We start from the raw sequence: 21999 nt of genomic DNA, 5'->3' as shown, positions 1-21999 counted from the left end.
CGTGCCGGGCCTCGGTGCTACCGATGATGGCACGTACCAACACCCGGGCAGGGCGTCCCACGGGTCGATCGGGTGATCCGATGCCAGGACGTGATCCCGCCGTGACCGCCGGTGCCTTCTGCACCTGCGTCTGCCGGTGCAGACGCCGCGAGCCTGGCCGGATCCCATCCGCCCGGCAGCCGAAACGCGCCGGTCAGCCCGCCGCGCCCGGCTCTTCCGGACGGTGGATCAGTTCCAGTGCCCGGCCCAGCAGCTCGACCGGATCGGCGCCCTCCGGCCGTTCCAGCCAGTGGATCCGCGGGTCCCGGCGGAACCAGGACTCCTGCCGCCGGGCGAACCGCCGGGTGGCCCGCACGGTCTCCGCCCGCGCCTCGTCCTCGGTGCACTCCCCGGCGAAGAACGCCAGCACCTGCTGGTAGCCGAGCGCCCGGCTCGCGGTCAGCCCCTCGCGCAGCCCGGCCTTCTCCAACTCCCGCACCTCGTCCAGCAGCCCGGCCTCCCACATCCGGTCCACCCGCAGCTCGATCCGCCGGTCCAGCTCCGGCCGCGGCACCTGGACGCCGATCTGCACCGCCGCGTACACCGCCCGCTGGGTCGGCAGGCTGGCCGTGAACGGCCGCCCGGTGATCTCGATGACCTCCAGCGCCCGGACGATCCGCCGCCCGTTGCTGGTCAGGATCGCCTCCGCCGCGGCCGGGTCCAGCTCCGCCAGCCGCCGGTGCAGGACGCCGGGGCCGACCCGCTCCAACTCCTCCTCCAGCCGGGCCCGCACCGCCGGATCGGTGCCCGGGAACTCCATCTCGTCGACCGCCGCCCGCACGTACAGGCCCGACCCGCCGACCAGCACCGGCACCTGCCCCGCCGCCAGCTGCCGGTCCATCTCGGCCCGCGCCAGGCGCTGGTACTCGGCCACCGAGGCGGCCTCGGTCACCTCCCACACGTCCAGCAGGTGGTGCGGGACGCCGCCCCGCTCCGCCACCGTCAGCTTGGCGGTACCGATGTCCATGCCCCGGTACAGCTGCATCGAGTCGGTGTTCACCACCTCCCCGCCCAGCTCGCGGGCGATCGCCACCGCCAGGTCGGACTTGCCGGCCGCCGTCGAACCGACCACCGAGACCACCCGGGGCAGCACGTCGGGACGCGCGGGAGAAGAGGAGGAAGAGGAACCGCTCACCCCCCCAGTCTCGCAAAAGCCGGGCACCTCCCGTGTCACCGCGTCGTTCACCGGGGAGGATCAGCTATGTCTGATCCGGAAATGACCCGAATTGCGAAAGGTGGATGCCATGGGCCTGATGGACAACCTCAAGGGCAAGGCCGAGGAGCTCAAGGACAAGGCCAGCGAACTGGCCGGGAAGCACGGCGACAAGCTCGACGGCATGGTGGACAAGGCCGGCGAGGCCATCGACAAGGCCACCAAGCACAAGTACAGCGACAAGATCGAGAAGGGCGCCTCGGCGACCAAGCACGCCCGCGACGACTTCGCCGCCAAGCCCAAGGACGACTGAGCCCCCGGCCCGCCCGGCGCGCTCTGAGCCCTCAGAGCACTCAGGGCCCTCAGAGCGCTCAGCGCCAGGAGGCCACCAGGTAGCCGACGCCGTACGGGGCGTCCTCGTAGCGCAGTTCACCGCCGAGCGCGGCGCCCTCCGCGGCGCCCGCCAGCACCTGCCACGGGGCACGCCCCTCGGCCATCAACTCCGCCGACAGCCCCGCGTCCAACCCGGCCAGCGCCGCCGCGTCCGCCCCCGCCAGCGCGAGCGCCACCGCCCGGTCGTGGCCCTCGGCCCGCTCGTCCAGGTACCCGGGCGCCTTCACCGAACGCCGGGCACTGCCGTCACCGAGCACCAACAGCCCCACCCGGTCCGCGAGTTCGGCCAGCCCCCGACCCAGCCCCAGCAGCCGCTCCGGCGCCGTGTCCGGCCGCACCGCGACCGCGTGCGCCGGCACCCGCACGCCCGCCTCCTCCAACAGCCACGCCCCCACCGTCAACGCGGGCGACAACTCCGGCCCCGCCACCCCGCCCGACGGCAACCGCACCGCCTTCGCCACCCCGTACCGACGGAACGACCCCGCCCCGCCCTCCGTCCACACCCCGGCCCGCTCCCCGGTCCCGACCACCACCACCAGATCGACCCCGGCCAGCTCCCCCACCGCCGCCAGACACGCCTCCCGCAACCCCGCCACCTCACCGGCGGCCCCCACCGCCACCTCCGGCACGAGCAACGGCGGACACGGGCACACAGCGGCGGCAACAAGCATGCCGATCACTCTACGCGGAGCCCCCGCCCCAAAAGCAGCGACGCAGAGAGACCCGCTGCGCCAGCCCCTGCGAAACCAGGGGCGCGGTGAGGACTGCAGCAGGCCCACCCGAGCGAAACCGGGGGCGCGGGGAACTGCTACAGGCCCACCCGAGCGAAAACAGGGGCGCGGGGAGGACTGCAGCAGGCCCACTCGAGCGAAACCGGGGGCGCGGGGAACTGCGCGGCCAACCGAGCACCCACAGCCAGATCGCCTCGCAGGACAACCACTTGCACTATCCCGCGATCTCGCTGACGTGCTCCTCCGCTGCGCGCAGTTCCCCGCGCCCCCGATCTCGCACCATCCCGCCCGCGCAGCGACTACTCGCAGCCGCAGCCACCCGCCGCCGCAGCCTCCGTCCGCACCGGAACCCCGATCGTCGGCAGCCCCAGCATCACGCCCGCGGGCTTCGCCGCCGGCGCCGCCTGCCGCTTCTCCCACGCGTCGCCCGCCCGGGTGCGGCGCACGCCGAGCACGGGCCCCTCCGCGAGGAGGTGGTGCGGGGCGGCGTAGGTGATCTCGACGGTGACCATGTCGCCGGGGCGGACGCCGCCCTCCGGCCGGGAGAAGTGCACCAGCCGGTTGTCGGGGGCGCGCCCGGAGAGCCGGTCGGTGCGGTCGTCCTTCTTGCCCTCGCCCTCGGCGACCAGGATCTCCAGCTTGCGGCCGACCTGCTTCTTGTTCTCCTCCCAGGAGATCTCCTCCTGGAGGGCGATCAGCCGGTCGTAGCGCTCCTGCACCACGGCTTTGGGCACCTGGTCGGCCATCTCGGCGGCCGGCGTCCCCGGGCGCTTGGAGTACTGGAAGGTGAAGGCGTTGGCGAACCGGGCCTCGCGGACCACGTGCAGGGTCTGCTCGAAGTCCTCGTCGGTCTCGCCGGGGAAGCCGACGATGATGTCGGTGGAGATCGCGGCGTCCGGCATCGCGGCCCGGACCTTCTCGATGATGCCGAGGAAGCGCTCCTGCCGGTAGGAGCGCCGCATGGCGCGCAGCACGGTGTCGGAGCCGGACTGCAGCGGCATGTGCAGCTGGTGCATCACGTTGGGCGTCTCGGCCATCGCGGCGATCACGTCGTCGGTGAAGTCCTTCGGGTGCGGCGAGGTGAAGCGGACCCGCTCCAGGCCCTCGATCTCCCCGCACGCCCGCAGCAGCTTGGAGAACGCCTGCCGGTCGCCCAGGTCGGAGCCGTACGCGTTGACGTTCTGCCCGAGCAGGGTGACCTCGACGACGCCCTCGGCGACCAGTGCCTCGACCTCGGCGAGGATGTCGCCGGGGCGGCGGTCCTCCTCCTTGCCGCGCAGGGCGGGGACGATGCAGAAGGTGCAGGTGTTGTTGCAGCCGACCGAGATGGCGACCCAGGCCGCGTACGCGGACTCGCGCCGGGTGGGCAGGGTGGAGGGGAAGGTCTCCAGCGACTCGAGGATCTCGACCTGGGCCTTGCGCTCGACGGCGGCGCGCTCCAGCAGCGCGGGCAGGTGGCCGATGTTGTGGGTGCCGAAGACGACGTCGACCCAGGGGGCCTTGCGGACGATGGTCTCGCGGTCCTTCTGGGCGAGGCAGCCGCCGACGGCGATCTGCATGCCGCGGTTGGCCTGCTTGGCGGGGGCGAGCCGGCCGAGGTTGCCGTACAGCTTGTTGTCGGCGTTCTCGCGGACCGCGCAGGTGTTGAAGACCACCAGGTCGGGATCGCCGTCGCCGTCGGCCTTGGCGTAGCCGGCCTCCTCCAGCAGCCCGGACAGGCGCTCGGAGTCGTGGACGTTCATCTGGCAGCCGTACGTGACGACCTTGTAAGTTCGCAAGCTCTCCTCCATACCCACAGAGCCAAGGGTACGGGCAGCGGGAAGGGCCTCCCGCCGGGCGGTGGGGGCTGGCAGTATCCACGGCATGGCTGCTGCGAACCTCCTCTCCCGCCCCGCCGCCGGGCTGCGCTCCGCGGCGCGTTCCGTCCTGCGCGGCCGGCTGCTGCGGATCGTCGTGGTGCTGCTGCTGGTGGCGGGGGGCGCGGGCGGCTGGTGGGTGTCCTCGGCCCGGTCCTCGTCGGGCCCGCACGGGCGGGTGGCGTTCGCCACCGGGGTGGACGGCGGGGTGTACGACCGGTACGGGGTGCTGCTGCAGCAGTACCTGGGCGACCACATGCCGGGGCTGAAGGTCCAGCTGGACAACTCCGAGGGCTCGCTGGACAACCTGGAGCGGCTGGTCTCGGGCCGGGACGACTTCGCGGTGGCCACGGCGGACGCGGTGGCGACCTTCGACAACCCGGGGAAGCCGAAGCTGCGGGCGATCGCCCGGCTGTACGACGACTACATGCAGCTGGTGGTGCCGGCCGGCTCGCCGGTGCACTCGGTGGCGGACCTGCGCGGGCTGCGGGTCGGGGTGGGGCAGGCCAAGTCGGGGGTGAACCTGGTGACCCGGCGGCTACTGGAGGCGGCCGGCCTGGACCCGGACAGGGACGTGCGGCCGGCGCCGGTCAGCGTCGTCCAGGCGGCGGACGGGCTGCAGCGCAAGGAGCTGGACGCGTTCTTCTGGTCGGGCGGCCTGCCGACCACGGCGCTGTCCAACCTGTCGGAGCACGTCCCGATCCGGATCGTGCCGATGGGCGACCTGTCCGACCCGCTGCACCGGCTGGCCGGGCCGGGGATGGACGCGTACCGGGCGGCGACCATCCCCGCGGACGCCTACCCGAACGTGGAGCCGGAGCGGACGCCGGTGCCGACGGTGGCGGTGCCGAACCTGCTGGTGACCCGGGCCGACGTGGACCCGGCGCTGGTGGAGGCGCTGACCCGGGCGGTGATCGACAGCCGGGACGACATCGGCCGCCAGGTGCACGCCGCCCAGCTGGTGGACCTGCGCACCGCCGTGTACACCGACCCGCTGCCGCTGCACGACGGCGCCAAGCGCTACTACCTGTCCGTCAAGCCCTGAGCCCCCGAATCCTGCGACCCCGGGCCCGGCTCAGCGCCGCCCCCGGCGCCGGGGCACGCTGAGCCGCACGGTCAGGCCGTTCGGCTCGGCGGGCGCGAAGTCCAGGCCGCCGCCGCCGGCCAGCAGCAGGGTGCGGGCGATGGACAGGCCGAGGCCGGAGCCGTCGATGTTCTGGTGCCGGGAGGAGCGCCAGAACCGGTCGCCGACCCGGGCCAGCTCCTCCTCGGTGAGGCCCGGTCCGGCGTCGGTGACGGTGGCGGTGACCTCGTCCTTGCCGATCAGCAGCCCGACCCGGACCTCGCCGCCGGCCGGGGTGAACTTCAGCGCGTTGTCCAGGACGGCGTCCAGCGCGCTGCCGAAGCCGATCGGGTCGGCCCAGGCGTGCGCCATCGGCGGGCCCTCCCAGTGCAGGGCGACGCCGCGCTGCCCGGCGAGCGGGCGCCAGGCGTCGGCCCGGGTGCGGACCAGGTCGACCAGGTCGACCGGTTCGGGCTCGGGCCGGGAGCCCTCGGCGGTGGCCAGGCCCAGCAGGTCGTCCAGCACCCGGGCCAGCCGGGCGCCCTCCTCGCGGACCGCGACGAGCTCCTCCTCGTGGCCCTCGGGCAGGTCGAGGCCGATCAGCTCGACCCGGAGCAGCAGCGCGGCCAGCGGGTTGCGCAGCTGGTGCGAGGCGTCGGCGACGAACGCCCGCTGCTGGTCGATGGCGAGCACCACGTGGTCCGCCATGTCGTTGAACGAGCGGGCCAGCCGCCGCAGTTCGGGCGGCCCGCCGCTGGGGGCGACCCGGGCGCCGAGCCGACCGGTGGCGATGTCGTGGGTGGCCCGGTCCAGGGTGCGGACGGGGCGCAGCACCCAGCCGGTGAGCCGGACGGCGAGCAGGATGGCGACGATCATGGCGAGCGCCTCGCCGCCGGCCAGCACCATCCAGCGGTGCAGGATCCGCGAGCGCAGGCCGCCGGTGGGCGATTCGGTGAGCACCACGGCGATGACGTCGCCGTCGCGGACCACCGGCAGGGCGACGGCCAGGGTGCGGTCGGGGGTCCACGGCCAGACCTGCGGCGGGTTGTGGCTGCGGCGGCCGGCCAGCGCCTCGTGGTACGCCTGCTGGCCGGGGCCGGCGGCGGGGGGCCGCCAGCCGGCCGGGGAGACCGCGATGGCACTGCCGTCGCGCTGGAACAGGCCGATCCGGGCGCCGTACAGCTCGTGGTAGCGCTCGGCCTCGGTGGTGAGGGCGTGCAGCCGGCCGACGTCGCCGGGGCCGGGTTCCGGGTCGCCCTTGACGGCGGTGGTGAGGCGGCCCTGGGTGGGCAGGTCCTGGGCGAAGCGGGCGGCGTCGTCGATCCGGTCGACGACCACCTTCGACTGCTCGGAGGCGGCGATCAGGTAGGCCAGGGGCACCCCGAGCGCGGCCAGCACGCAGGCCATCAGGGCGATCAGGATGCCGAGCAGGCGGTTGCGCACGTGCGGTCAGCGCTCCGCCGGGCCGTCGCCGGGGGCGGTGCCGGGGCCGCCGTCGGACGGGTCGGGCTGGTCCGGCTGGTCGGGGATCAGCCGGTAGCCGACGCCGCGGACGGCCTCGACCAGGCCGGGCAGGCCGAGCTTGGTGCGCAGCGAGCCGATGTGCACCTCCAGGGTGCGGCCGTTGCCCTCCCAGCCGGAGCGCCAGACCTCGCTGAAGATCTGCTCCCGGCGGTAGACCACGCCGGGGCTCTGGGCGAGCAGCGCCAGCAGGTCGAACTCCTTGCGGGTGAGCGGGACGTCGCGGCCCTCGACCGAGACCCGGCGGCGCTCGCGGTCGATCTCGACGCCGCGGGAGGCCAGCGGACCGGACGGCTCGGGGCCGCTCTCCTCGGCGCCGCGGGGGGTGCCGCGGCGGGCCACGGCGTGGATCCGGGCCAGCAGCTCGCCCATGTCGTAGGGCTTGACCACGTAGTCGTCGGCGCCCAGGTTGAGGCCGTGGATCCGGGAGCGGATGTCGGCCCGCGCGGTCACCATGATGACCGGGACGCCGCTGCCGGCCCGGATCCGGCTGCACACCTCGAAGCCGTCCCGGTCGGGCAGGCCGAGGTCGAGCAGCACCACCCGGTAGGGGTCGCTGCCGTCCGGGACGAGCGCGTCCAGCGCCTCGTGGCCGCTGCGGGCGTGCCGGACCTGGAAGCCGTGCCGGCCGAGCACCGCGACCAGGGCGGCGGCCACGCGGTCGTCGTCCTCGACCAGGAGCAGGCGCATCGGGTTCCCCTTCCGGCGTTCGTTCGGTCTGTTCGGTCTGTTCGCTCTGTTTCGGTCCGCGCGTCCGGGCCGGTGCGGAGGCCCGCGGGCCCGCGGGCCGCGCGGTGGCGCGGTTCGCGGTCCGGCGTTGTCATGGCTCGGCCGGTGGCGGATCCGGGCCATCCTGGCATCCATGCCCATCCGGCGTCACCCGGTCAACCGGGTTGCCCGGTCCGTTACCCAGCCGGTATCCGCTACCCGTCGACTACCCGGCGTAGCCGAACCGTGATCCTCAAGTTCAGCTCAGATCGGCTGACGAGGAGTCGTGTACCTGCCTAAAGTCACCCCAGTCCGGGGGCCGTGGGCTCCGCCGGCTCCGGCCCCCGGACATCAGACGGACCATCACCGGCTCTGCGGCCCCAGCGCGTTGGCCCGGGTTGGCAGGACGAGGGAGCGAGCCGCGATGACCGAGAACAGTGCCGACCTGCGCGAGCCCGAGGACGGCGGGGCCGCCCCGCTGGTGTCGCTGCGCGGGGTGAACAAGCACTTCGGCGCGCTGCACGTGCTGCAGGACATCGACCTGGACATCGCCCAGGGCGAGGTCGTGGTGCTGATCGGCCCGTCCGGCTCCGGCAAGTCCACGCTGTGCCGCACCATCAACCGGCTGGAGACCATCGACTCCGGCACCATCGAGGTGGACGGCCGCCCGCTGCCCGCCGAGGGCCGCGAACTGGCCCGGCTGCGCTCCCAGGTCGGCATGGTGTTCCAGTCCTTCAACCTGTTCGCGCACAAGACCGTGCTGCAGAACGTGGTGCTGGCCCAGGTGAAGGTCGGCCGGGTGCCGAAGGCCGAGGCCGAGAAGACCGCCCGCGAACTGCTGGAGCGGGTCGGCGTCGGCGCACAGGCCGACAAGTTCCCCGCCCAGCTGTCCGGCGGCCAGCAGCAGCGGGTGGCGATCGCCCGCGCGCTGGCGATGAACCCCAAGGTGATGCTGTTCGACGAGCCCACCTCGGCCCTCGACCCGGAGATGGTCAACGAGGTGCTGGAGGTGATGCGTTCGCTCGCCGCCAAGGGCATGACCATGGTGGTGGTCACCCACGAGATGGGCTTCGCGCGCTCGGCCGCCAACCGCGTCCTGTTCATGGCGGACGGCCGGATCGTCGAGCAGAACACCCCCGAGGCGTTCTTCACCGCGCCGCGCAGCGACCGCGCCAAGGACTTCCTTTCGAAGATCCTGCACCACTGAGCCAGCCATTGTTCTAGCGTCAGTTCGCAATTTGCCCGGAGCCAGCGATGGCCCCTACCGAGGAGAAGAACGACCGCATGAAGGCCCGTCGTACCGTAGCCGCCGCCCTGTCCGTGCTCGCCCTGACCGCGGTCGCGGCCTGCGGCAAGGACGGAACGCCGAACTCGGACAGCAACAAGGGCGGCTCGGCCGCCCCGCAGCTGCCCACCTACCAGGTGAACGCCGACGCCAAGCTGGACGGCTCGCCGGTGTGGACCAAGGCCAAGGCCGCCGGCAAGCTCCGCATCGGCGCCAAGTCGGACCAGCCGTTCCTCGGCTTCGAGGACGTGCAGACCGGCAAGCGCAACGGCTTCGACATCGAGATCGCCAAGATGGTCGCCGCCGACCTCGGCTTCTCCCCGGACCAGATCCAGTTCACCACCATCAACTCCAGCGCCCGCGAGACCTCGATCGCCGGTGACCAGATCGACTACTACGTCGGCACCTACTCGATCAACGACAACCGCAAGAAGCAGATCGACTTCGCCGGCCCGTACTACATCGCCGGCCAGTCGCTGCTGGTGAACAAGGACAACACCGCCATCACGGACGCGAAGTCCACCGAGGGCAAGGCCGTCTGCACCGTCACCGGGTCCACCTCGGTCGACAACATCAAGACCTACAACGCCAAGGTCACCACCTTCGACAGCTACTCGCTCTGCGTGGAGAAGCTGCTCACCAAGGAGGTCGACGCGGTCACCACCGACGACGCGATCCTCAAGGGCTACGCCGCGAAGAACCAGGGCAAGCTCAAGGTCGTCGGCGAGCCGTTCTCCAAGGAGCGCTACGGCATCGGCCTGAAGAAGGGCGACGCGGTGCTGCAGAAGGCGATCAACGACGCCCTCAAGAAGCACGAGGACAACGGCGACTGGAAGAAGGCGTACGACGCCACCCTGGGCCTGTCCGGCTCCGCCGCCCCGGCGGTCCCCGAGCTGGACCCGACCACCGCCTCCTGACGCCCGTCCCGACCGATACCGAGAAAGGAGGGCCGCCGGCATGGGCATACCGTTCGAGGACGGCAACTTCTCGCTGTTCGTCCGCGGGTTCCTGGGGACGATCGAACTGAGCGCGCTCAGTGCCCTGTTCGCCCTGCTGCTGGGCTTCATGCTGGCGGCCTTCCGCGTCTCGCCGGTCCCGGTGCTGCGGGGCTTCGGCACCGCCTGGGTGACGATCTTCCGCAACACCCCGCTGACCCTGATGTTCTTCGCGGTGACCTTCGTGCTGCCGCGGCTGGACGTGCACATCAGCAGCTTCACCGCCGCGGTGGCCGCGCTCAGCATCTACACCGGCAGCTTCGTCTGCGAGGTGCTGCGCGCGGGCATCAACACCGTGCCGCTGGGCCAGGCCGAGGCCGCCCGCTCGCTGGGCATGGGCTTCGGCCAGACCCTCGGCCTGGTGGTGCTGCCGCAGGCGGCCCGCGCGGTGCTCGCGCCGATGGGCTCGGTGTTCATCGCGCTGCCCCGCAACTCGGCCATCGGCGGTGCCTTCAACGTGTTCGAGCTGTTCAGCGTGCAGAAGACCCTGACCGAGAAGGGCTACGCCATCTTCGCCATCTTCTTCTGGGTCGCCCTGGCCTATCTGGTGATCAGCTTCGCGGTCGGCGCGGTCTTCTCCGCCCTGGAGCGGCGCACGGCGGTGGCCCGATGAGCACCCGCACCGCCTCCGTCCTGTACGACGTCCCCGGCCCGCGGGCCCGGCGCCGCTACCTGGTGGCCGGCGTGCTCGGCACGCTCGGCATCGCCGCCCTGCTCTGGTGGGTCGTCTCCACCCTGGCCGACCAGGGCCAGTTCGACGCCTCGCTGTGGGACGCCTTCCAGTACACCGCCGTCCAGCAGCGGATCCTCGACGGCGTGCTGGCCACCCTGGAGACCTTCGCGCTGGCCGCGGCCGGCTCGCTGGTCCTCGGCTCCCTGCTCGCGGTCGGACGGCTGTCCGACCACCGCCCGGTGCGGGCGGTGTGCACCGTCGTGGTCCAGTTCTTCCGGGCCATGCCGCTGGTCATCATGATCTTCGCGCTGTACCAGGCGGTGTTCACCGCCAAGCCGATGTGGGGCCTGGTCATCGGCCTGACCCTGTACAACGGCGCCGTGCAGGCCGAGATCATCCGCTCCGGCATCAACGCCGTCCCGCGCGGCCAGGCCGAGGCCGCCCACGCCCTGGGCCTGCGCAAGACCCAGGTGATGAGCCTGGTGCTCGTCCCGCAGGCGGTCCGGACGATGCTGCCCGCGATCATCGGCCAGCTGGTCGTCACCCTCAAGGACACCTCGCTCGGCTACATCATCACGTACTCCGAGCTGCTGTACGTGGGCAAGCTGATCGCCTCCAACTCCGACGGCTACCCGTACATCCCGGTCGTCCTGGTGATCACCCCGATCTACATCGTCATGTGCCTCGCCCTCAGCGGCCTGGCCCGCTGGATCGAGTCCCGCGGCCGCCGCGGCGCGACCCGTCGCGGCGCAGCCGCTGCTTGACGGACACCCAGGTGATCTGTTGCATTGCTCTTCGTGACACCACCTGGGACCTCCCACCCGGCATATGACGCACCGGCGGCCGCCGCCGCCCGCCCGAAGGCCCCGACATGGACGCGGTGATCATCGTCGGGGCCGGGCCGGTCGGCCTCGCCCTGGCCCTCGCCCTGGCCCGCAACGACGTCCCCAGCACCGTCCTGGACGAGGGCACCGGCGTCAGCCCGGAGAGCCCCCGCACCGTCGTGCTCGGCGGCGACACCACCGCCTTCCTGGCCCGGATCGGCTACACCCGGGTGGTCTCCGACGCCGCCCGCTGGGACGCCTTCACCATCTGGCGCCGCCGCGCCGAGGTGCTGCGCCTGCCGCTGGACGCCGAACCCGTCCTGCACCTCGCCCAGCACCGCCTCCAGCGCGGCCTGCGCGACGCCGTCGCCGCCACCCCGCTGATCCACCTGCTCCCCCGCCACAAGGTGGTCGAACTCGCCCAGGACCACGACGGGGTGACGGTCCGCACCACCTCCGCCGGCCAGGACGCCTGGTGGCGCGGCAGCCACCTGGTCGGCTGCGACGGCGCCCGCTCCACCGTCCGCAAACTGCTCAAGGTCCGCTTCCCCGGCCGCCCCGCCGTCGACCGGCACGCCGTCGCCACCGTCCGGGTCGACCTACCCTTCCTCGGCGAGGCCCGGATCCACCGCGAACCCCCGTGGCGCGGCGACCGCGAAGCCTCCGCCCGCCCGCTGCCCGACGGCCTCTGGCGGCTCGACTGGCGGCTGCCCCCCGGCCGCCCCCAGCCCACCGAGCCCGTCGACCCGCACGCCACCTGGCCCGGCATCGTCACCGGCGACACCCTGCTCACCCGGGTCACCTCCGCGCTGACCGGCTGGTGCGGCGAACTCCCGCCCCACCAACTCCTCGCCGCCGCCGACCACACCTACCAGCAGCGCCTGGCCGGCCGCTTCCGCACCGGCCGCTGCTTCCTGGCCGGCGACGCCGCCCACCTGCACGGCGCCCTCGGCATGCAGAACCTCGCCGACGGCCTGCGCGACGCCGACAACCTCTCCTGGCGGCTCGCCCTCGCCCGGCACCTGCCCCCCACCGGTGACCGCGCCGACCGCGCCCTGCTCGACGGCTACGAGGCCGAACGCCGCGGCGCGGTCGGCGCCCGGCTGCGCGCCGTCGACCAGAGCATGCCGCTGCTGCGCCCGCTGCGCGGCTGGGCCGAGACCCGCCGCTCGCTGCTCTCCGGCTCCTTCCGCAAGAACGCCCCGCTCCTGGCCGACGGCCAACTCGGCACCGGCCGCTTCGGCGGCGCCCCCGCCTACCCGGCCGCCCCCTCCGGCGTCGCCCCCCGGGTCCCCGAACAGCGCGGCGCCCAGCGCGGCACCTCCCTGACCGAACAACTCCCGGCCACCGCCCCCGGCGTCCTGGTCCCCGACCTCCCGGTGGTCACCGCCGACGGCACCGCCGACACCCTCCGGGCCCGCCTCGGCGGCCCCTTCCTGCTGGTCCTGGTCGCCCCCGGCACCACCGTCTGGTCAGCCGAACACTGGCTCGGCGCCGGCCTGATGCCCCGCCTCGCCGAACTCGCCGCCGCCCTCCCCGTCCCCACCGAAGTCCTGGTCACCGACACCTACCCCGGCGCCACCCCCCACACCGTCCTCCTGGTCCGCCCCGACGGCCACCTCCTCGGCACCACCCCCGGCCTCCACCCCGAAACCCTCCACGCCCTCACCGCCCCCCTCTCCCCCCAGCCGGGCCTGGAACAAGAGAAGACCCGGTAGGGGCGCGAGGAACTGCGCGCCCAGCCACCCCCACACCCGCACGGACAAGACCACACGCGCCACACCAGGGGCGCGAGGAACTGCGCGCCCAGCCACCCCCACACCCGCAAGATCGCGCCCCCGACAACCAGTTGCCGCCCGGGGCGCCCCTCCCTGCGCGCCCCTCCCCTGCCGATCCCCACCTCCCCTCTCTACCGCGCAACCTCCGTCGCCCGCGACTCCCGCACCACCGTGATCCGGATCTGCCCCGGGTACGTCAGCTCCTCCCGCACCTGCCGGGCCACCTCCTTGGCGATCTCCTGCGCCCGCAGGTCGTCCACCGCCTCCGGCTGCACCATCACCCGGACCTCCCGCCCGGCCTGCATCGCGTACACCTTGGTGACGCCCTCGTGCGCCCGGGCGATCTCCTCCAGCCGCTCCAGCCGGCGCACGTACGCCTCCACCGACTCCTTGCGCGCGCCCGGCCGCCCGGCCGAGCAGGCGTCGGCGGCCTGGGTGAGCACCGCCTCCACGGTCTTGGCCTCGACCTCGCCGTGGTGCGCCGCTATCGCGTGCACGACCTCCTCCGCCTCGCCGTGCCGCCGGGCGAACTCCGCACCGATCGCGGCGTGGCTGCCCGGCACCCGGTGGGTGAGCGCCTTGCCGATGTCGTGCAGCAGCGCGGCCCGCCGCACCGGCTCGGGGTCGACGCCGAGTTCCGCGGCCATCATCCCGGCCAGGTGCGCGGACTCCACCAGGTGCCCGAGCACGTTCTGCCCGTACGAGGTGCGGTAGCGCAACGTCCCCAGGGTGCGGACCAGTTCGGGCGACATCTCGCCGCTCGTGCCGATGCCGACGGTCAGCAGCGCGTCCTCCCCGGCCCGGACGCACAGCCGCTCGACCTCGGCCCGGCTGCGCTCGTGCTCCTCCTCGATCCGCGCGGGCTGGATCCGCCCGTCGACCAGCAGCGCCTCCAGGGTGAGCCGGGCGCTCTCCCGCCGGACGGGATCGAAGCAGGAGAGCTGCACCAGTCCGGGGGTGTCGTCGACGATCAGGTTGACGCCGGTGACGGCCTCGAAGGCGCGGATGTTGCGGCCCTCGCGCCCGATCACCCGGCCCTTCATGTCCTCGCTGGGCAGCCGCAGGGTGGTGACCACGGTGTCGGCGGTGTGCTCGGCGGCCAGCCGCTGGATGGACGCGGCGATGATCTCCCGGGCCCGGCCCTCGCCCTCGGTGACGGCCCGCCGTTCGATCTCCCGGACGGTCAGCGCGGCCTCCCGGCGGGCCTCCGACTCGGCGGCCCGGACGATCTCCTCGCGGGCCTGCACGGCGGTCAGCCCGGCGGTGCGCTCCAGCAGCAGGCGGTTCTCCGCGGCCTGGTCGGCGAGTTCGCCGCGGACCCGCTCGGAGTCGGCGGCGCGGGCGGCGAGTTCGTCCTCGTGCACGTGCAGGCGGTGGAGTTCGGAGGTCAGCCGCTCCTCGCGGCGGTCGAGTTCGGCCCGGCGCTGACGGAGCATCAGGAACCCGGCGGCCAGCACCAGCACCAGGGCGCCGATCAGCACTCCGGCCGCCAGCAGCAGGGAGGAACCCGTTTCGGTGCCCTGAGCGATGCCCATCCGGCCACTCCCCGTCCTGCTCACGCTGCCGCTGAGGCGACCTCCGCGATCGTCCTACCACTGAGTGTGAGGCTAGGCCGAGGTTACGAAACGGTCAAGATGCGATCGAGAATTGACTCCGATGAACTGATCACCAGTCATCAAATCCCACCACCGCCCGGCCCGTTCCGACATCCGCGCCCAGCCGCCCGCTCACTCGCCAGCCCGCTCAGTCCTCCGACCGCTCACTCCTCCGGCTCCTCCGTCCCTTCTTCCTCCACCCCTTCTTCCGCCAGCGCCTCCCGCACCACCCGGAACGCCAGGCCCTCGGCGTAGCCGCGCCGGGCCAGCACCCCGACCAGCCGCCGGATCCGCACGTCCCGGTCCAACCCGGCGGTGGAGCGCAACTTCCGGTCCACCAGCGCCCGGGCGGCCTCCGACTCGTCCTCGGCGTCCACCTGGAGCAGGGCCCGCTCGGCGGTCTCCCCGGTGACGCCCTTGGTGCGCAACTCCTGGGCCAGCGCCCGCCGGGACAGGCCGCGCACCGCGTGCCGGGACTCCACCCAGGCTTCGGCGAAGGCGGCGTCGTCGATCAGCCCGACCTCCTCCAGCCGGTCCAACACCTGCTCAGCGACCTCGTCCGGGATCTCCTTGCGGCGCAGCGCGTCGGCCAGCTGCTTGCGGGACTTGGCGGCTCCGGTGAGCAGCCGCAGGCAGATGTCCCGGGCCCGGTCGGCCGGATCGCCCGCCGGCTCGGCAGCCCGCCCGCGCCGCCCCTGACGCGGCTCCCGCTCGCCCCTTTCCTCCCCTTCTTCCCCCCGCTCGGCCTTCGCCCGCCGCCGGGCCCGCGGCCGCTCCGCCGCCACCGGCTCCGCGACCGGCAACTCCCCCAGCGCACTGCGCCGTCGCCGCCGCCCCCCGGCCAGCTCGGACGCCCGCACCAGCCCGGGCAACTCCCCCAGGTCCGCCACCTGCGCGGCCCCGCCTCCGCCGCCGCCCGCCCCCGCGCCGGGCGGTTCCTCGGCCACCGCCGCGAACCAGTCCGGCGGCCCGTCCGACACCTCCTCCTCCGCGACGGCGGCGAACCAGTCCGGCGGCCCGTCCCCGCCGCCGGACCGACCACCGTCGCCGCGTCCGCTGCCGCTCTCGCCGTATCCGCTGCTGCTCTCGTCGTTGTCCCCGGGAACGCCCGCACCGGGCCCGTCCTCGGACGGGCCCGGTGCCGGGTGGTGGTGCTGGTGGCGTGTCAACGGATCAGCTCTTGGCAGCGGCCGCCGTCTTCTTGGCGGCGGCCTTCGCGGGGGCCGCCGCGGCCGGGATCTCCACGGCGGGGGCGGCGTCGCCCTCGGCCTCGGGGAGCTTCGGGCCGATGCCCAGCTTGCCCTTGATCTTGGCCTCGATCTCGTCGGCCAGCTGCGGGTTGTCCTTCAGGAAGTTGCGGGCGTTCTCCTTGCCCTGGCCGAGCTGGTCGCCCTCGTAGGTGTACCAGGCACCGGACTTCCGGATGAAGCCGTGCTCGACGCCCATATCGATCAGGCCGCCCTCGCGGCTGATGCCGACGCCGTAGAGGATGTCGAACTCGGCCTGCTTGAACGGCGCGGCGACCTTGTTCTTGACCACCTTGACGCGGGTGCGGTTGCCGACCGCCTCGGTGCCGTCCTTCAGGGTCTCGATGCGCCGGATGTCGAGGCGGACCGAGGCGTAGAACTTGAGCGCGCGGCCACCGGTGGTGGTCTCCGGCGAACCGAACATCACGCCGATCTTCTCGCGCAGCTGGTTGATGAAGATCGCGGTGGTGTTCGACTGGTTCAGCGCACCGGCGATCTTCCGCAGCGCCTGGCTCATCAGACGGGCCTGGAGGCCGACGTGCGAGTCGCCCATCTCGCCCTCGATCTCGGCGCGCGGCACCAGCGCGGCCACCGAGTCGATGATCACCAGGTCGATCGCGCCGGAGCGGATCAGCATGTCGGTGATCTCGAGCGCCTGCTCGCCGGTGTCCGGCTGGCTGACCAGCAGGGCGTCGGTGTCCACGCCGAGCTTCTTGGCGTACTCGGGGTCGAGCGCGTGCTCGGCGTCGACGAAGGCGACGGTGCCGCCGGCCTTCTGGGCGTTGGCCGCCAGGTGGAGGGTCAGGGTGGTCTTGCCGGAGGACTCGGGGCCGTAGATCTCGACCACCCGGCCGCGCGGGATGCCGCCCACGCCGAGCGCCACGTCGAGGGCGGTGGATCCGGTGGAGATCACCTCGACCGGCTCGTTCGCCTTCTCACCGAGCCGCATCACCGAGCCCTTGCCGAACTGCCGCTCGATCTGGGCGAGTGCGGCCTCCAGGGCCTTCTCGCGATCCGTTCCTGCCATGGCTTCCACCCTCGGGTTCTGTCCTGTGCGCTTCATCGTCATCGACGCTAGCGCGTCCCACCGACAATCGGCCCCGGACGGGCTCGGCCTGTGGAAAACTCCGCACCGAAGAGTACAAAGAACGTTTGTTCGATTCCAGTCCCGCACCCCACCGCCCCGCAACGGGCCGGGGCCCGACCCCACGGCCGTCGAGCCGCGGCGCCGGGCCCTCGCCCCCGCACCCCCTACTTGAGAGCTACTTGAGCATCTCCTCGCCCGCGTTCGGCACCTCGGCCCCGCTCCGGTCGAAGAACTGCCAGGACACCACCCGCTTCCCGGCCTGCTCCGGCACCACGATCCGCCGGTACGGGGAGTCCCCGACGGTGACCAGCTGCGGCTCGACCACGCTGCCGTCACTCCAGGTCACCACCACCTTGGCGATGTCCGGCCCGAACGCCATCACGGCGAGCGTCACCGGCAGCGGCCCGGAGTGGTCGTCCTTGGTCCGGGGACCCATCAGGTTGCCGTTGAAGGTGGTCGCCATCCACGGCTCCAGGTGCCCGGGCGCCGGGTAGCTGCCCTGCTCGTCGTACTTCTGCCGGACGCCGTCCAGCGTCGCGTAGGTGTCGACCACGTCCTCGTTCGGCTGCCAGTACTGCTGGACGTACGCCTCGGTGGGCTTGTCCAGCGAGGGGTCGACGGCGCTGCGCTCCTGCCAGACCGCCACCGCCTGCTCGTACGCCCGCTCCTGCGGGGCGACCGGCCAGAGCGCCTCCCAGAGCTTCCACTCCTTGCCGTCGACGACGCCCTGCCCGATCACCACCCGGACCGGCGCGAACGGGTCCCGGGCGGCCGCCGACGGGGAGGCCGGGGTGCCGTCGTCCCCAGCCCCGACCAGGCTGCCGCCGCCCGCGCCGCCGCCGGCCGGCCCGATCGCCCGCGCGGTGCCGGCCCCGGCCGTCCCGGCGTGCAGCCCGGCCGCCGTGCCGCCGCCCAGGACCACCACCGAGGCCAGCGCCAGCGCGCCGACCGCGGTGCGCCGCCGGCGCCGGATCCGCCGCCCGCCGGCCTCGATGCCCGCGACCGGGACCGACCCGATCCGCACCTCCGCCGCGGCCCCCGCGAGGCCCAGCTCCACCCACATCTCGCCGTTGCCCCGCGCTCCGTTGTCACCCGTGGTCACACCGCACCCCCGATCCGAGTCATGTCCTTCAGTTCCCCCAGGTCCGCGGTCTCCCGCAGCCTGGCTATCCCCTTCGCGGCGTGGCTGCGCACGGCACCGGCCGAGCACCCCATCGCCGCGGCCGCCTGGCTGTCGCTCAGGTCCTCCCAGTGCCGCAGCACCACGGCCTGCCGCTGCCGGGCGGGCAGCCCCGCGAGGGCCGCCATCAGCATCCGGCGCTGGTCCGACCTGGCGTACCCGTCCTCGGACCCGGCTGCGTCCGGCACCGCCTCCACCAGGACCTCGGGGGCCCGGCGGCGCCAGCGGCGGGCGTGCTGGTTGACCATGATCCGGCGCACGTAGCTGTGCGGGTCGTCGGCCCGGCGGACCTTCGACCAGGCCGCGCAGGTCCGCTCGGCGGCGGACTGCGCGAGGTCCTCGGCGGCGTGCTGCTCGCCGGTCAGCAGGTACGCCGTCCGCAGCAGCCAGGGCCACGCCCCCACGATGAACGTCCGGAACTCGTCGTCCGGACCGTTCTGCTTCTCTCCCATGAACACCTCCTCACCCATCCAGAGCCCGGAGGAGGCACCAAACGCTTACCCGCCGGGTCATTCCCCCGGCGGTTCCTCCCGCCGCTCCCCCTCCACCCGTCCCCCACCGACACCGTCCGCACCCGAACGACCGGAGCCGCCAGGACCGTCCGCACCCGAGCCACCGGCCCGCCCCGGACCGCCCGAGCCGCCCGAGCCGCCCGAGCCGCCCGAGCCGCCCGAGCCGCCCGAGCCGCCCGACATGATCCGCCGCAGCCGCCGCACCGTGTGCCGCCGCCGCTCGCGCCGCTCCTCGCCGCGGTCGATCCGCGGATCGTCCTCGACCTCGTAGCGGCGCACGTACGTCCCGACGAAGCCCTGCAGCGTCGCGGCGACCGGGATGGCGATCAGCGCGCCGACCGCGCCGAGCAGCGCGGCCCCGGCGATCACCGCGCCGAACGCGACGGCGGGGTGCACGTCGACGGTCTTCGCGGTGATCCGCGGGTGCAGCAGGTAGTTCTCGATCTGCTGGTAGACGATCACGAAGACCAGCACCCACAGCGCCTCCACCGGCCGCTCGGTCAGCCCGACCAGGACCGGCAGCGCGCCCGCCAGGTAGGTGCCGATGGTCGGCACGAACTGCGACATGACGCCGACCCAGACGGCCAGCGCCGCCGCGTACGGCAGGCCGATGGCGGCGAAGAACGCCCAGTGCGCGAGGGTGGAGATCAGTGCGAGCAGCGCCCGGGAGTACAGGTAGCCGCCGGTCTTGGCGAGCGCGATCTCCCAGGCCCGCAGCACCTCGCCCTGCTTGGACGGCGGCAGCAGCGAGCAGACGGTGCGCCGCACCCGGGGGCCCTCGGCGGTGAAGTAGAAGGTGAACAGGCCGACGGTGAAGGCCTGGAACAGCCCGCCGATGACGGTCCCGGTGACGCCCCAGACGTTGTCGGCGGCCTGCTGGGCGTACTTCTCGATGGTGCCGGAGTCCTTGAGCACCTGGTGCTGGAGCTGGTCGAGGGACAGGTCGGTGTGGAAGGTGTGGTTGATCCAGTTGATCAGGTCCTGGAGCAGCTGCGGCAGCTTCCCGGCGATCTGGGTGATCTGGTCGACCAGCAGGGTGCCGAGCGAGGCCAGGAAGCCCGCCACGGCCAGGGCCAGGCCGATGAACACCAGGAAGGTGCCCAGGCCGCGGCGCACCCCGCGGGCGGCCATCCGGTCGACGGCGGGCTCCATCGCCAGCGACAGGAAGAACGCCACCAGCAGCATCACGAACAGGTCGATCAGCTGGTGGAACGCCCAGTCGGCGAGCTGGAACAGGCCGACGCCGAGCAGCGCCAGCAGGATCGCCCGGGGCAGCCAGCGGGGCATCGCGCCGTTGCCGGTCTCGGCCCGGCGCAGCAGCCGGGCGGCGGCGGTGCGCGCCGTCTCGGCGTCGGCGGCCGCCACGGCCTCGGCGGCCCGGTCCGTGGTGCCGGGCCCGGCCTCGGCCGGGGTGTCGGCCGGGGTGTCGAACGGGGTGTCGGGGGTCGTCCGGCCGGGGGCCGTCGGGTCGGGGTGCTCTGCGCTGCTCGCCACCGGGACAGTCTCACCCACGGCGGGGCGGATGGTCTCACCTCAGCAGGGACGACACCCCTTGCGTGACGCAGACCACCCGCCACACGTCCTTGGCCTCCCACCCGGCGTCCAGCGCCTGCCGGACGGTGCGGCCGCCGAGCTCGCCCATCACGTGGTCCTGCGCGAAGGACTCCGCGTACGCCTCGCCGAAGTGCTCGTGCATCCGTCGCCAGAACTCGGTCAGCCTCATGCGCCCAGTATCGGGCACCGGCGGCCCCGCCCGGTCAGTCGGTGGGCAGGGCGAGGATCCCGGCGCCGTAGAAGTCGCGGTCCTGGCAGCCGAGCGGCAGGGCCCTGGTGCAGTTCTCGTCGGCGGCCCGGGCGAGGTCGGCGGAGATCCGGTCGGGGCTCCAGTCGGGGTGCCGGGCGGCGACCACGGCGACCGCGCCGGTGACGTGCGCGGCGGACATCGAGGTGCCGGCCAGGGCGGCGTACCGGCCGCCGGGCCAGTCGGAGACGACCGCGCCCTGGGTGCCGCCGTCGGGGTCGCCGCCGGGGGCGGCGATGGAGACCTTGCCGCGCCCGTAGTTGCTGTACCCGGCGGGCAGGCCGTTGCGGTCGACGGCGGTGACGGTGACCACGCCGGGCAGTTCGCCGGGCAGCCGGATGCACTCGGTGCCGAGCTGCCGGTCGTCCGGGGGGCCGGTGGTGCGGTCGTTGGGGCTGCGCCGGTCGGCGCGTCCGGCGTTGAGGTCCTGGCCGTCGTTGCCGGCCGAGGCGACCACCACGGCGCCCTTGCGCTGGGCGTAGGCGACCGCCCGGCCGACGGCGGCGGCCAGCGCGGCCTGGTCGGCGTCCTCGGGGCAGTTGTACTTCCACGGGTCGGCGAAGTAGCTGTCGTTGATGGCGCGGGCGCCGTGGTCAGCGGCCCAGAGCATGCCGCAGACGATGTTCTCGGCGTAGTACTGGCCGAGCGGTCCGAGCAGCCGGACGGCGGCGATCCGCACGCCGGGGGCGACGCCGGTGACGCCGTGGCCGTCGCGGGCGGCGCCGACGATCCCGGCGACGTGGGTGCCGTGGCCGCTCTCGTTGATCGCGTCGTCGGGCCGCCAGGCGCCGCTGCGGGAGTCGGGGCGGCCGTCGGCGCAGGACGCGGAGGCGCCCGGGTCGACGGCGGCCCGCAGGTCGGGGTGGGTGTCGTCGACGCCGGAGTCCAGCACCGCGACGGTGACCTTGGACAGCTGCTGGGCGGTGGGCAGGACGGCGGCCCGGTCGGCGGAGGTCGTTGTGCCGCGGTCGGCGACCGGCGGGCGCAGCAGCGCGGCGCCGCGTCCGGCGGGGCGGTCGAGGGCGCCGATCATGGCGAGGTTCCAGTCGGACTGCTCGCCGGGGTCGGGCACGGTGGCGGTGGAGTCGTCGGCGCGCTCGGCGGTGTCGCCGGGCGGCGCGGCGTCCCCGAGCGGCAGTGCGGCGGCCTCGGGGCCGTGCGCGGTGCCGGTGTCGAAGGCGGCGCCGGCCAGCGGCCGGGGCGGGGAGGGCACCGGGACGGTGCGGGTGGCGCCGACGGCGGCTATCCCGGGCCTCTGCCGCAGCTTCCCGGCGAACCGGGGCCCGGCGTAGGCGAGCACCGCGCCGATCTGCGGGTAGTCCTGGACGACCTTGCCGCCGAGCGCCCGGGCCTGGTCGGCGGCGTGCTCGGCGCCCCGGGCGTCGGTGCGCTCGTCCAGCACCAGGTAGCTGAGGTAGGTGTCGCCGGTGCCGGTGACGTAGGGGACGGCGCCGCCGAGCAGCAGTCCGGTGAGCAGCGTCGCCCCGAGCACCCGGACGCTGCGGCGCCGGCGGGTGGCGGGGGTGTCGCTGCGGGCCTGGCTCACCTGCTCCATCGC

General features: G+C 73.7%; 20 protein-coding genes. 7 read left to right on the top strand and 13 right to left on the bottom strand.

What is annotated here, in order from left to right:
- Positions 1-193: 193 nt before the first annotated feature.
- The gene (gene miaA, locus IH44_RS0104050) at positions 194-1174 is read right to left on the bottom strand and encodes a tRNA (adenosine(37)-N6)-dimethylallyltransferase MiaA (RefSeq protein ID WP_051816531.1); all 981 of its coding nucleotides are present in this window, start codon (positions 1172-1174) and stop codon (positions 194-196) included.
- A 109-nt stretch (positions 1175-1283) separates the two neighbouring features.
- Between miaA and IH44_RS0104045 the strand changes: the two genes are divergently transcribed.
- The gene (locus IH44_RS0104045) at positions 1284-1505 is read left to right on the top strand and encodes an antitoxin (RefSeq protein ID WP_030457986.1); all 222 of its coding nucleotides are present in this window, start codon (positions 1284-1286) and stop codon (positions 1503-1505) included.
- Positions 1506-1563: 58 nt separating this feature from the next.
- Here the strand turns inward: IH44_RS0104045 and IH44_RS0104040 are convergent, their stop codons facing one another.
- Together IH44_RS0104040 and miaB are read right to left on the bottom strand one after the other, a co-directional pair.
- The gene (locus IH44_RS0104040; protein WP_030457985.1) at positions 1564-2256 is read right to left on the bottom strand and encodes a hypothetical protein; all 693 of its coding nucleotides are present in this window, start codon (positions 2254-2256) and stop codon (positions 1564-1566) included.
- A 359-nt stretch (positions 2257-2615) separates the two neighbouring features.
- A complete protein-coding gene (gene miaB, locus IH44_RS0104035) occupies positions 2616-4106 on the bottom strand; it encodes a tRNA (N6-isopentenyl adenosine(37)-C2)-methylthiotransferase MiaB (RefSeq protein WP_030457984.1) in 1491 nt (496 codons plus the stop codon).
- A gap of 73 nt (positions 4107-4179) precedes the next feature.
- On the opposite strand from miaB, the gene IH44_RS0104030 reads away from it, so the two are divergent.
- Complete coding sequence (locus tag IH44_RS0104030; protein ID WP_035953854.1) at positions 4180-5217, top strand: TAXI family TRAP transporter solute-binding subunit; 1038 nt, start codon at positions 4180-4182, stop codon at positions 5215-5217.
- A gap of 30 nt (positions 5218-5247) precedes the next feature.
- On the opposite strand, the gene IH44_RS0104025 is transcribed toward IH44_RS0104030, so the two are convergent.
- Complete coding sequence (locus IH44_RS0104025) at positions 5248-6678, bottom strand: HAMP domain-containing sensor histidine kinase (RefSeq protein WP_030457982.1); 1431 nt, start codon at positions 6676-6678, stop codon at positions 5248-5250.
- Positions 6679-6684: 6 nt separating this feature from the next.
- The gene (locus IH44_RS0104020) at positions 6685-7446 is read right to left on the bottom strand and encodes a response regulator transcription factor (protein ID WP_030457981.1); all 762 of its coding nucleotides are present in this window, start codon (positions 7444-7446) and stop codon (positions 6685-6687) included.
- A 442-nt stretch (positions 7447-7888) separates the two neighbouring features.
- Between IH44_RS0104020 and IH44_RS0104015 the strand changes: the two genes are divergently transcribed.
- From IH44_RS0104015 to IH44_RS0103995, 5 genes are all read left to right on the top strand, one after another.
- On the top strand, positions 7889-8671 hold the full coding sequence (locus tag IH44_RS0104015) for an amino acid ABC transporter ATP-binding protein (RefSeq protein WP_030457980.1): 783 nt from the start codon (positions 7889-7891) through the stop codon (positions 8669-8671).
- 77 nt (positions 8672-8748) lie between these two features.
- Positions 8749-9666: a glutamate ABC transporter substrate-binding protein gene (locus tag IH44_RS0104010; RefSeq protein ID WP_030457979.1), complete on the top strand. Its 918-nt coding sequence runs from the start codon at positions 8749-8751 to the stop codon at positions 9664-9666.
- A gap of 40 nt (positions 9667-9706) precedes the next feature.
- Complete coding sequence (locus IH44_RS0104005; protein WP_030457978.1) at positions 9707-10357, top strand: amino acid ABC transporter permease; 651 nt, start codon at positions 9707-9709, stop codon at positions 10355-10357.
- Positions 10354-11181, top strand: a complete 828-nt coding sequence (locus IH44_RS0104000) for an amino acid ABC transporter permease (protein WP_030457977.1) — start codon at positions 10354-10356, stop codon at positions 11179-11181. Before IH44_RS0104005 ends, IH44_RS0104000 begins: the two co-directional genes overlap by 4 nt.
- Positions 11182-11288: 107 nt before the next feature.
- A complete protein-coding gene (locus IH44_RS0103995; protein WP_035953851.1) occupies positions 11289-12959 on the top strand; it encodes an FAD-dependent monooxygenase in 1671 nt (556 codons plus the stop codon).
- A 191-nt stretch (positions 12960-13150) separates the two neighbouring features.
- Here IH44_RS0103995 and rny read toward each other — a convergent pair whose 3' ends face one another.
- The 8 genes from rny to IH44_RS0103955 all read right to left on the bottom strand — a co-directional run bounded on the left by rny (position 13151) and on the right by IH44_RS0103955 (position 21996).
- Positions 13151-14554 carry a ribonuclease Y gene (gene rny, locus IH44_RS0103990; RefSeq protein ID WP_030457975.1) on the bottom strand — a complete coding sequence of 468 codons (1404 nt, stop codon included), beginning with the start codon at positions 14552-14554 and terminating at the stop codon, positions 13151-13153.
- Positions 14555-14778: 224 nt separating this feature from the next.
- On the bottom strand, positions 14779-15783 hold the full coding sequence (locus IH44_RS47625) for a regulatory protein RecX (RefSeq protein ID WP_081966710.1): 1005 nt from the start codon (positions 15781-15783) through the stop codon (positions 14779-14781).
- A 4-nt stretch (positions 15784-15787) separates the two neighbouring features.
- On the bottom strand, positions 15788-16888 hold the full coding sequence (recA, locus tag IH44_RS0103980) for a recombinase RecA (protein ID WP_030457973.1): 1101 nt from the start codon (positions 16886-16888) through the stop codon (positions 15788-15790).
- A gap of 235 nt (positions 16889-17123) precedes the next feature.
- Entirely contained in the window at positions 17124-18050 is a 927-nt protein-coding gene (locus tag IH44_RS0103975) for a hypothetical protein (protein ID WP_030457972.1), read from the bottom strand.
- Complete coding sequence (locus IH44_RS0103970) at positions 18047-18580, bottom strand: SigE family RNA polymerase sigma factor (RefSeq protein WP_030457971.1); 534 nt, start codon at positions 18578-18580, stop codon at positions 18047-18049. Before IH44_RS0103970 ends, IH44_RS0103975 begins: the two co-directional genes overlap by 4 nt.
- A gap of 57 nt (positions 18581-18637) precedes the next feature.
- Positions 18638-20134 (bottom strand): AI-2E family transporter, encoded by a 1497-nt coding sequence (locus IH44_RS40555; protein ID WP_369794891.1) that lies wholly within the window; start codon positions 20132-20134, stop codon positions 18638-18640.
- Between the two features lie 34 nt (positions 20135-20168).
- A complete protein-coding gene (locus tag IH44_RS0103960; protein ID WP_030457969.1) occupies positions 20169-20363 on the bottom strand; it encodes a DUF3046 domain-containing protein in 195 nt (64 codons plus the stop codon).
- A gap of 34 nt (positions 20364-20397) precedes the next feature.
- On the bottom strand, positions 20398-21996 hold the full coding sequence (locus IH44_RS0103955; protein WP_030457968.1) for a S8 family serine peptidase: 1599 nt from the start codon (positions 21994-21996) through the stop codon (positions 20398-20400).
- Between the last annotated feature and the right edge of the window lie 3 nt (positions 21997-21999).

It is taken from the genome of Kitasatospora sp. NRRL B-11411, from assembly GCF_000721345.1.
GTDB lineage: Bacteria > Actinomycetota > Actinomycetes > Streptomycetales > Streptomycetaceae > Kitasatospora > Kitasatospora cineracea.
This window is presented reverse-complemented; position numbering and strand designations above follow the sequence as displayed.

Coding starts and splice junctions, on each gene's coding strand:
- IH44_RS0104045 (WP_030457986.1), top strand. CDS start 1,284: ATGGGCCTGATGGACAACCTCAAGGGCAAGGCCGAGGAGCTCAAGGAC.
- IH44_RS0104040 (WP_030457985.1), bottom strand. CDS start 2,256: ATGCTTGTTGCCGCCGCTGTGTGCCCGTGTCCGCCGTTGCTCGTGCCG.
- miaB (WP_030457984.1), bottom strand. CDS start 4,106: ATGGAGGAGAGCTTGCGAACTTACAAGGTCGTCACGTACGGCTGCCAG.
- IH44_RS0104030 (WP_035953854.1), top strand. CDS start 4,180: ATGGCTGCTGCGAACCTCCTCTCCCGCCCCGCCGCCGGGCTGCGCTCC.
- IH44_RS0104020 (WP_030457981.1), bottom strand. CDS start 7,446: ATGCGCCTGCTCCTGGTCGAGGACGACGACCGCGTGGCCGCCGCCCTG.
- IH44_RS0104015 (WP_030457980.1), top strand. CDS start 7,889: ATGACCGAGAACAGTGCCGACCTGCGCGAGCCCGAGGACGGCGGGGCC.
- IH44_RS0104010 (WP_030457979.1), top strand. CDS start 8,749: ATGAAGGCCCGTCGTACCGTAGCCGCCGCCCTGTCCGTGCTCGCCCTG.
- IH44_RS0104005 (WP_030457978.1), top strand. CDS start 9,707: ATGGGCATACCGTTCGAGGACGGCAACTTCTCGCTGTTCGTCCGCGGG.
- IH44_RS0104000 (WP_030457977.1), top strand. CDS start 10,354: ATGAGCACCCGCACCGCCTCCGTCCTGTACGACGTCCCCGGCCCGCGG.
- IH44_RS0103995 (WP_035953851.1), top strand. CDS start 11,289: ATGGACGCGGTGATCATCGTCGGGGCCGGGCCGGTCGGCCTCGCCCTG.
- rny (WP_030457975.1), bottom strand. CDS start 14,554: ATGGGCATCGCTCAGGGCACCGAAACGGGTTCCTCCCTGCTGCTGGCG.
- recA (WP_030457973.1), bottom strand. CDS start 16,888: ATGGCAGGAACGGATCGCGAGAAGGCCCTGGAGGCCGCACTCGCCCAG.
- IH44_RS0103970 (WP_030457971.1), bottom strand. CDS start 18,580: ATGGGAGAGAAGCAGAACGGTCCGGACGACGAGTTCCGGACGTTCATC.
- IH44_RS0103960 (WP_030457969.1), bottom strand. CDS start 20,363: ATGAGGCTGACCGAGTTCTGGCGACGGATGCACGAGCACTTCGGCGAG.
- IH44_RS0103955 (WP_030457968.1), bottom strand. CDS start 21,996: ATGGAGCAGGTGAGCCAGGCCCGCAGCGACACCCCCGCCACCCGCCGG.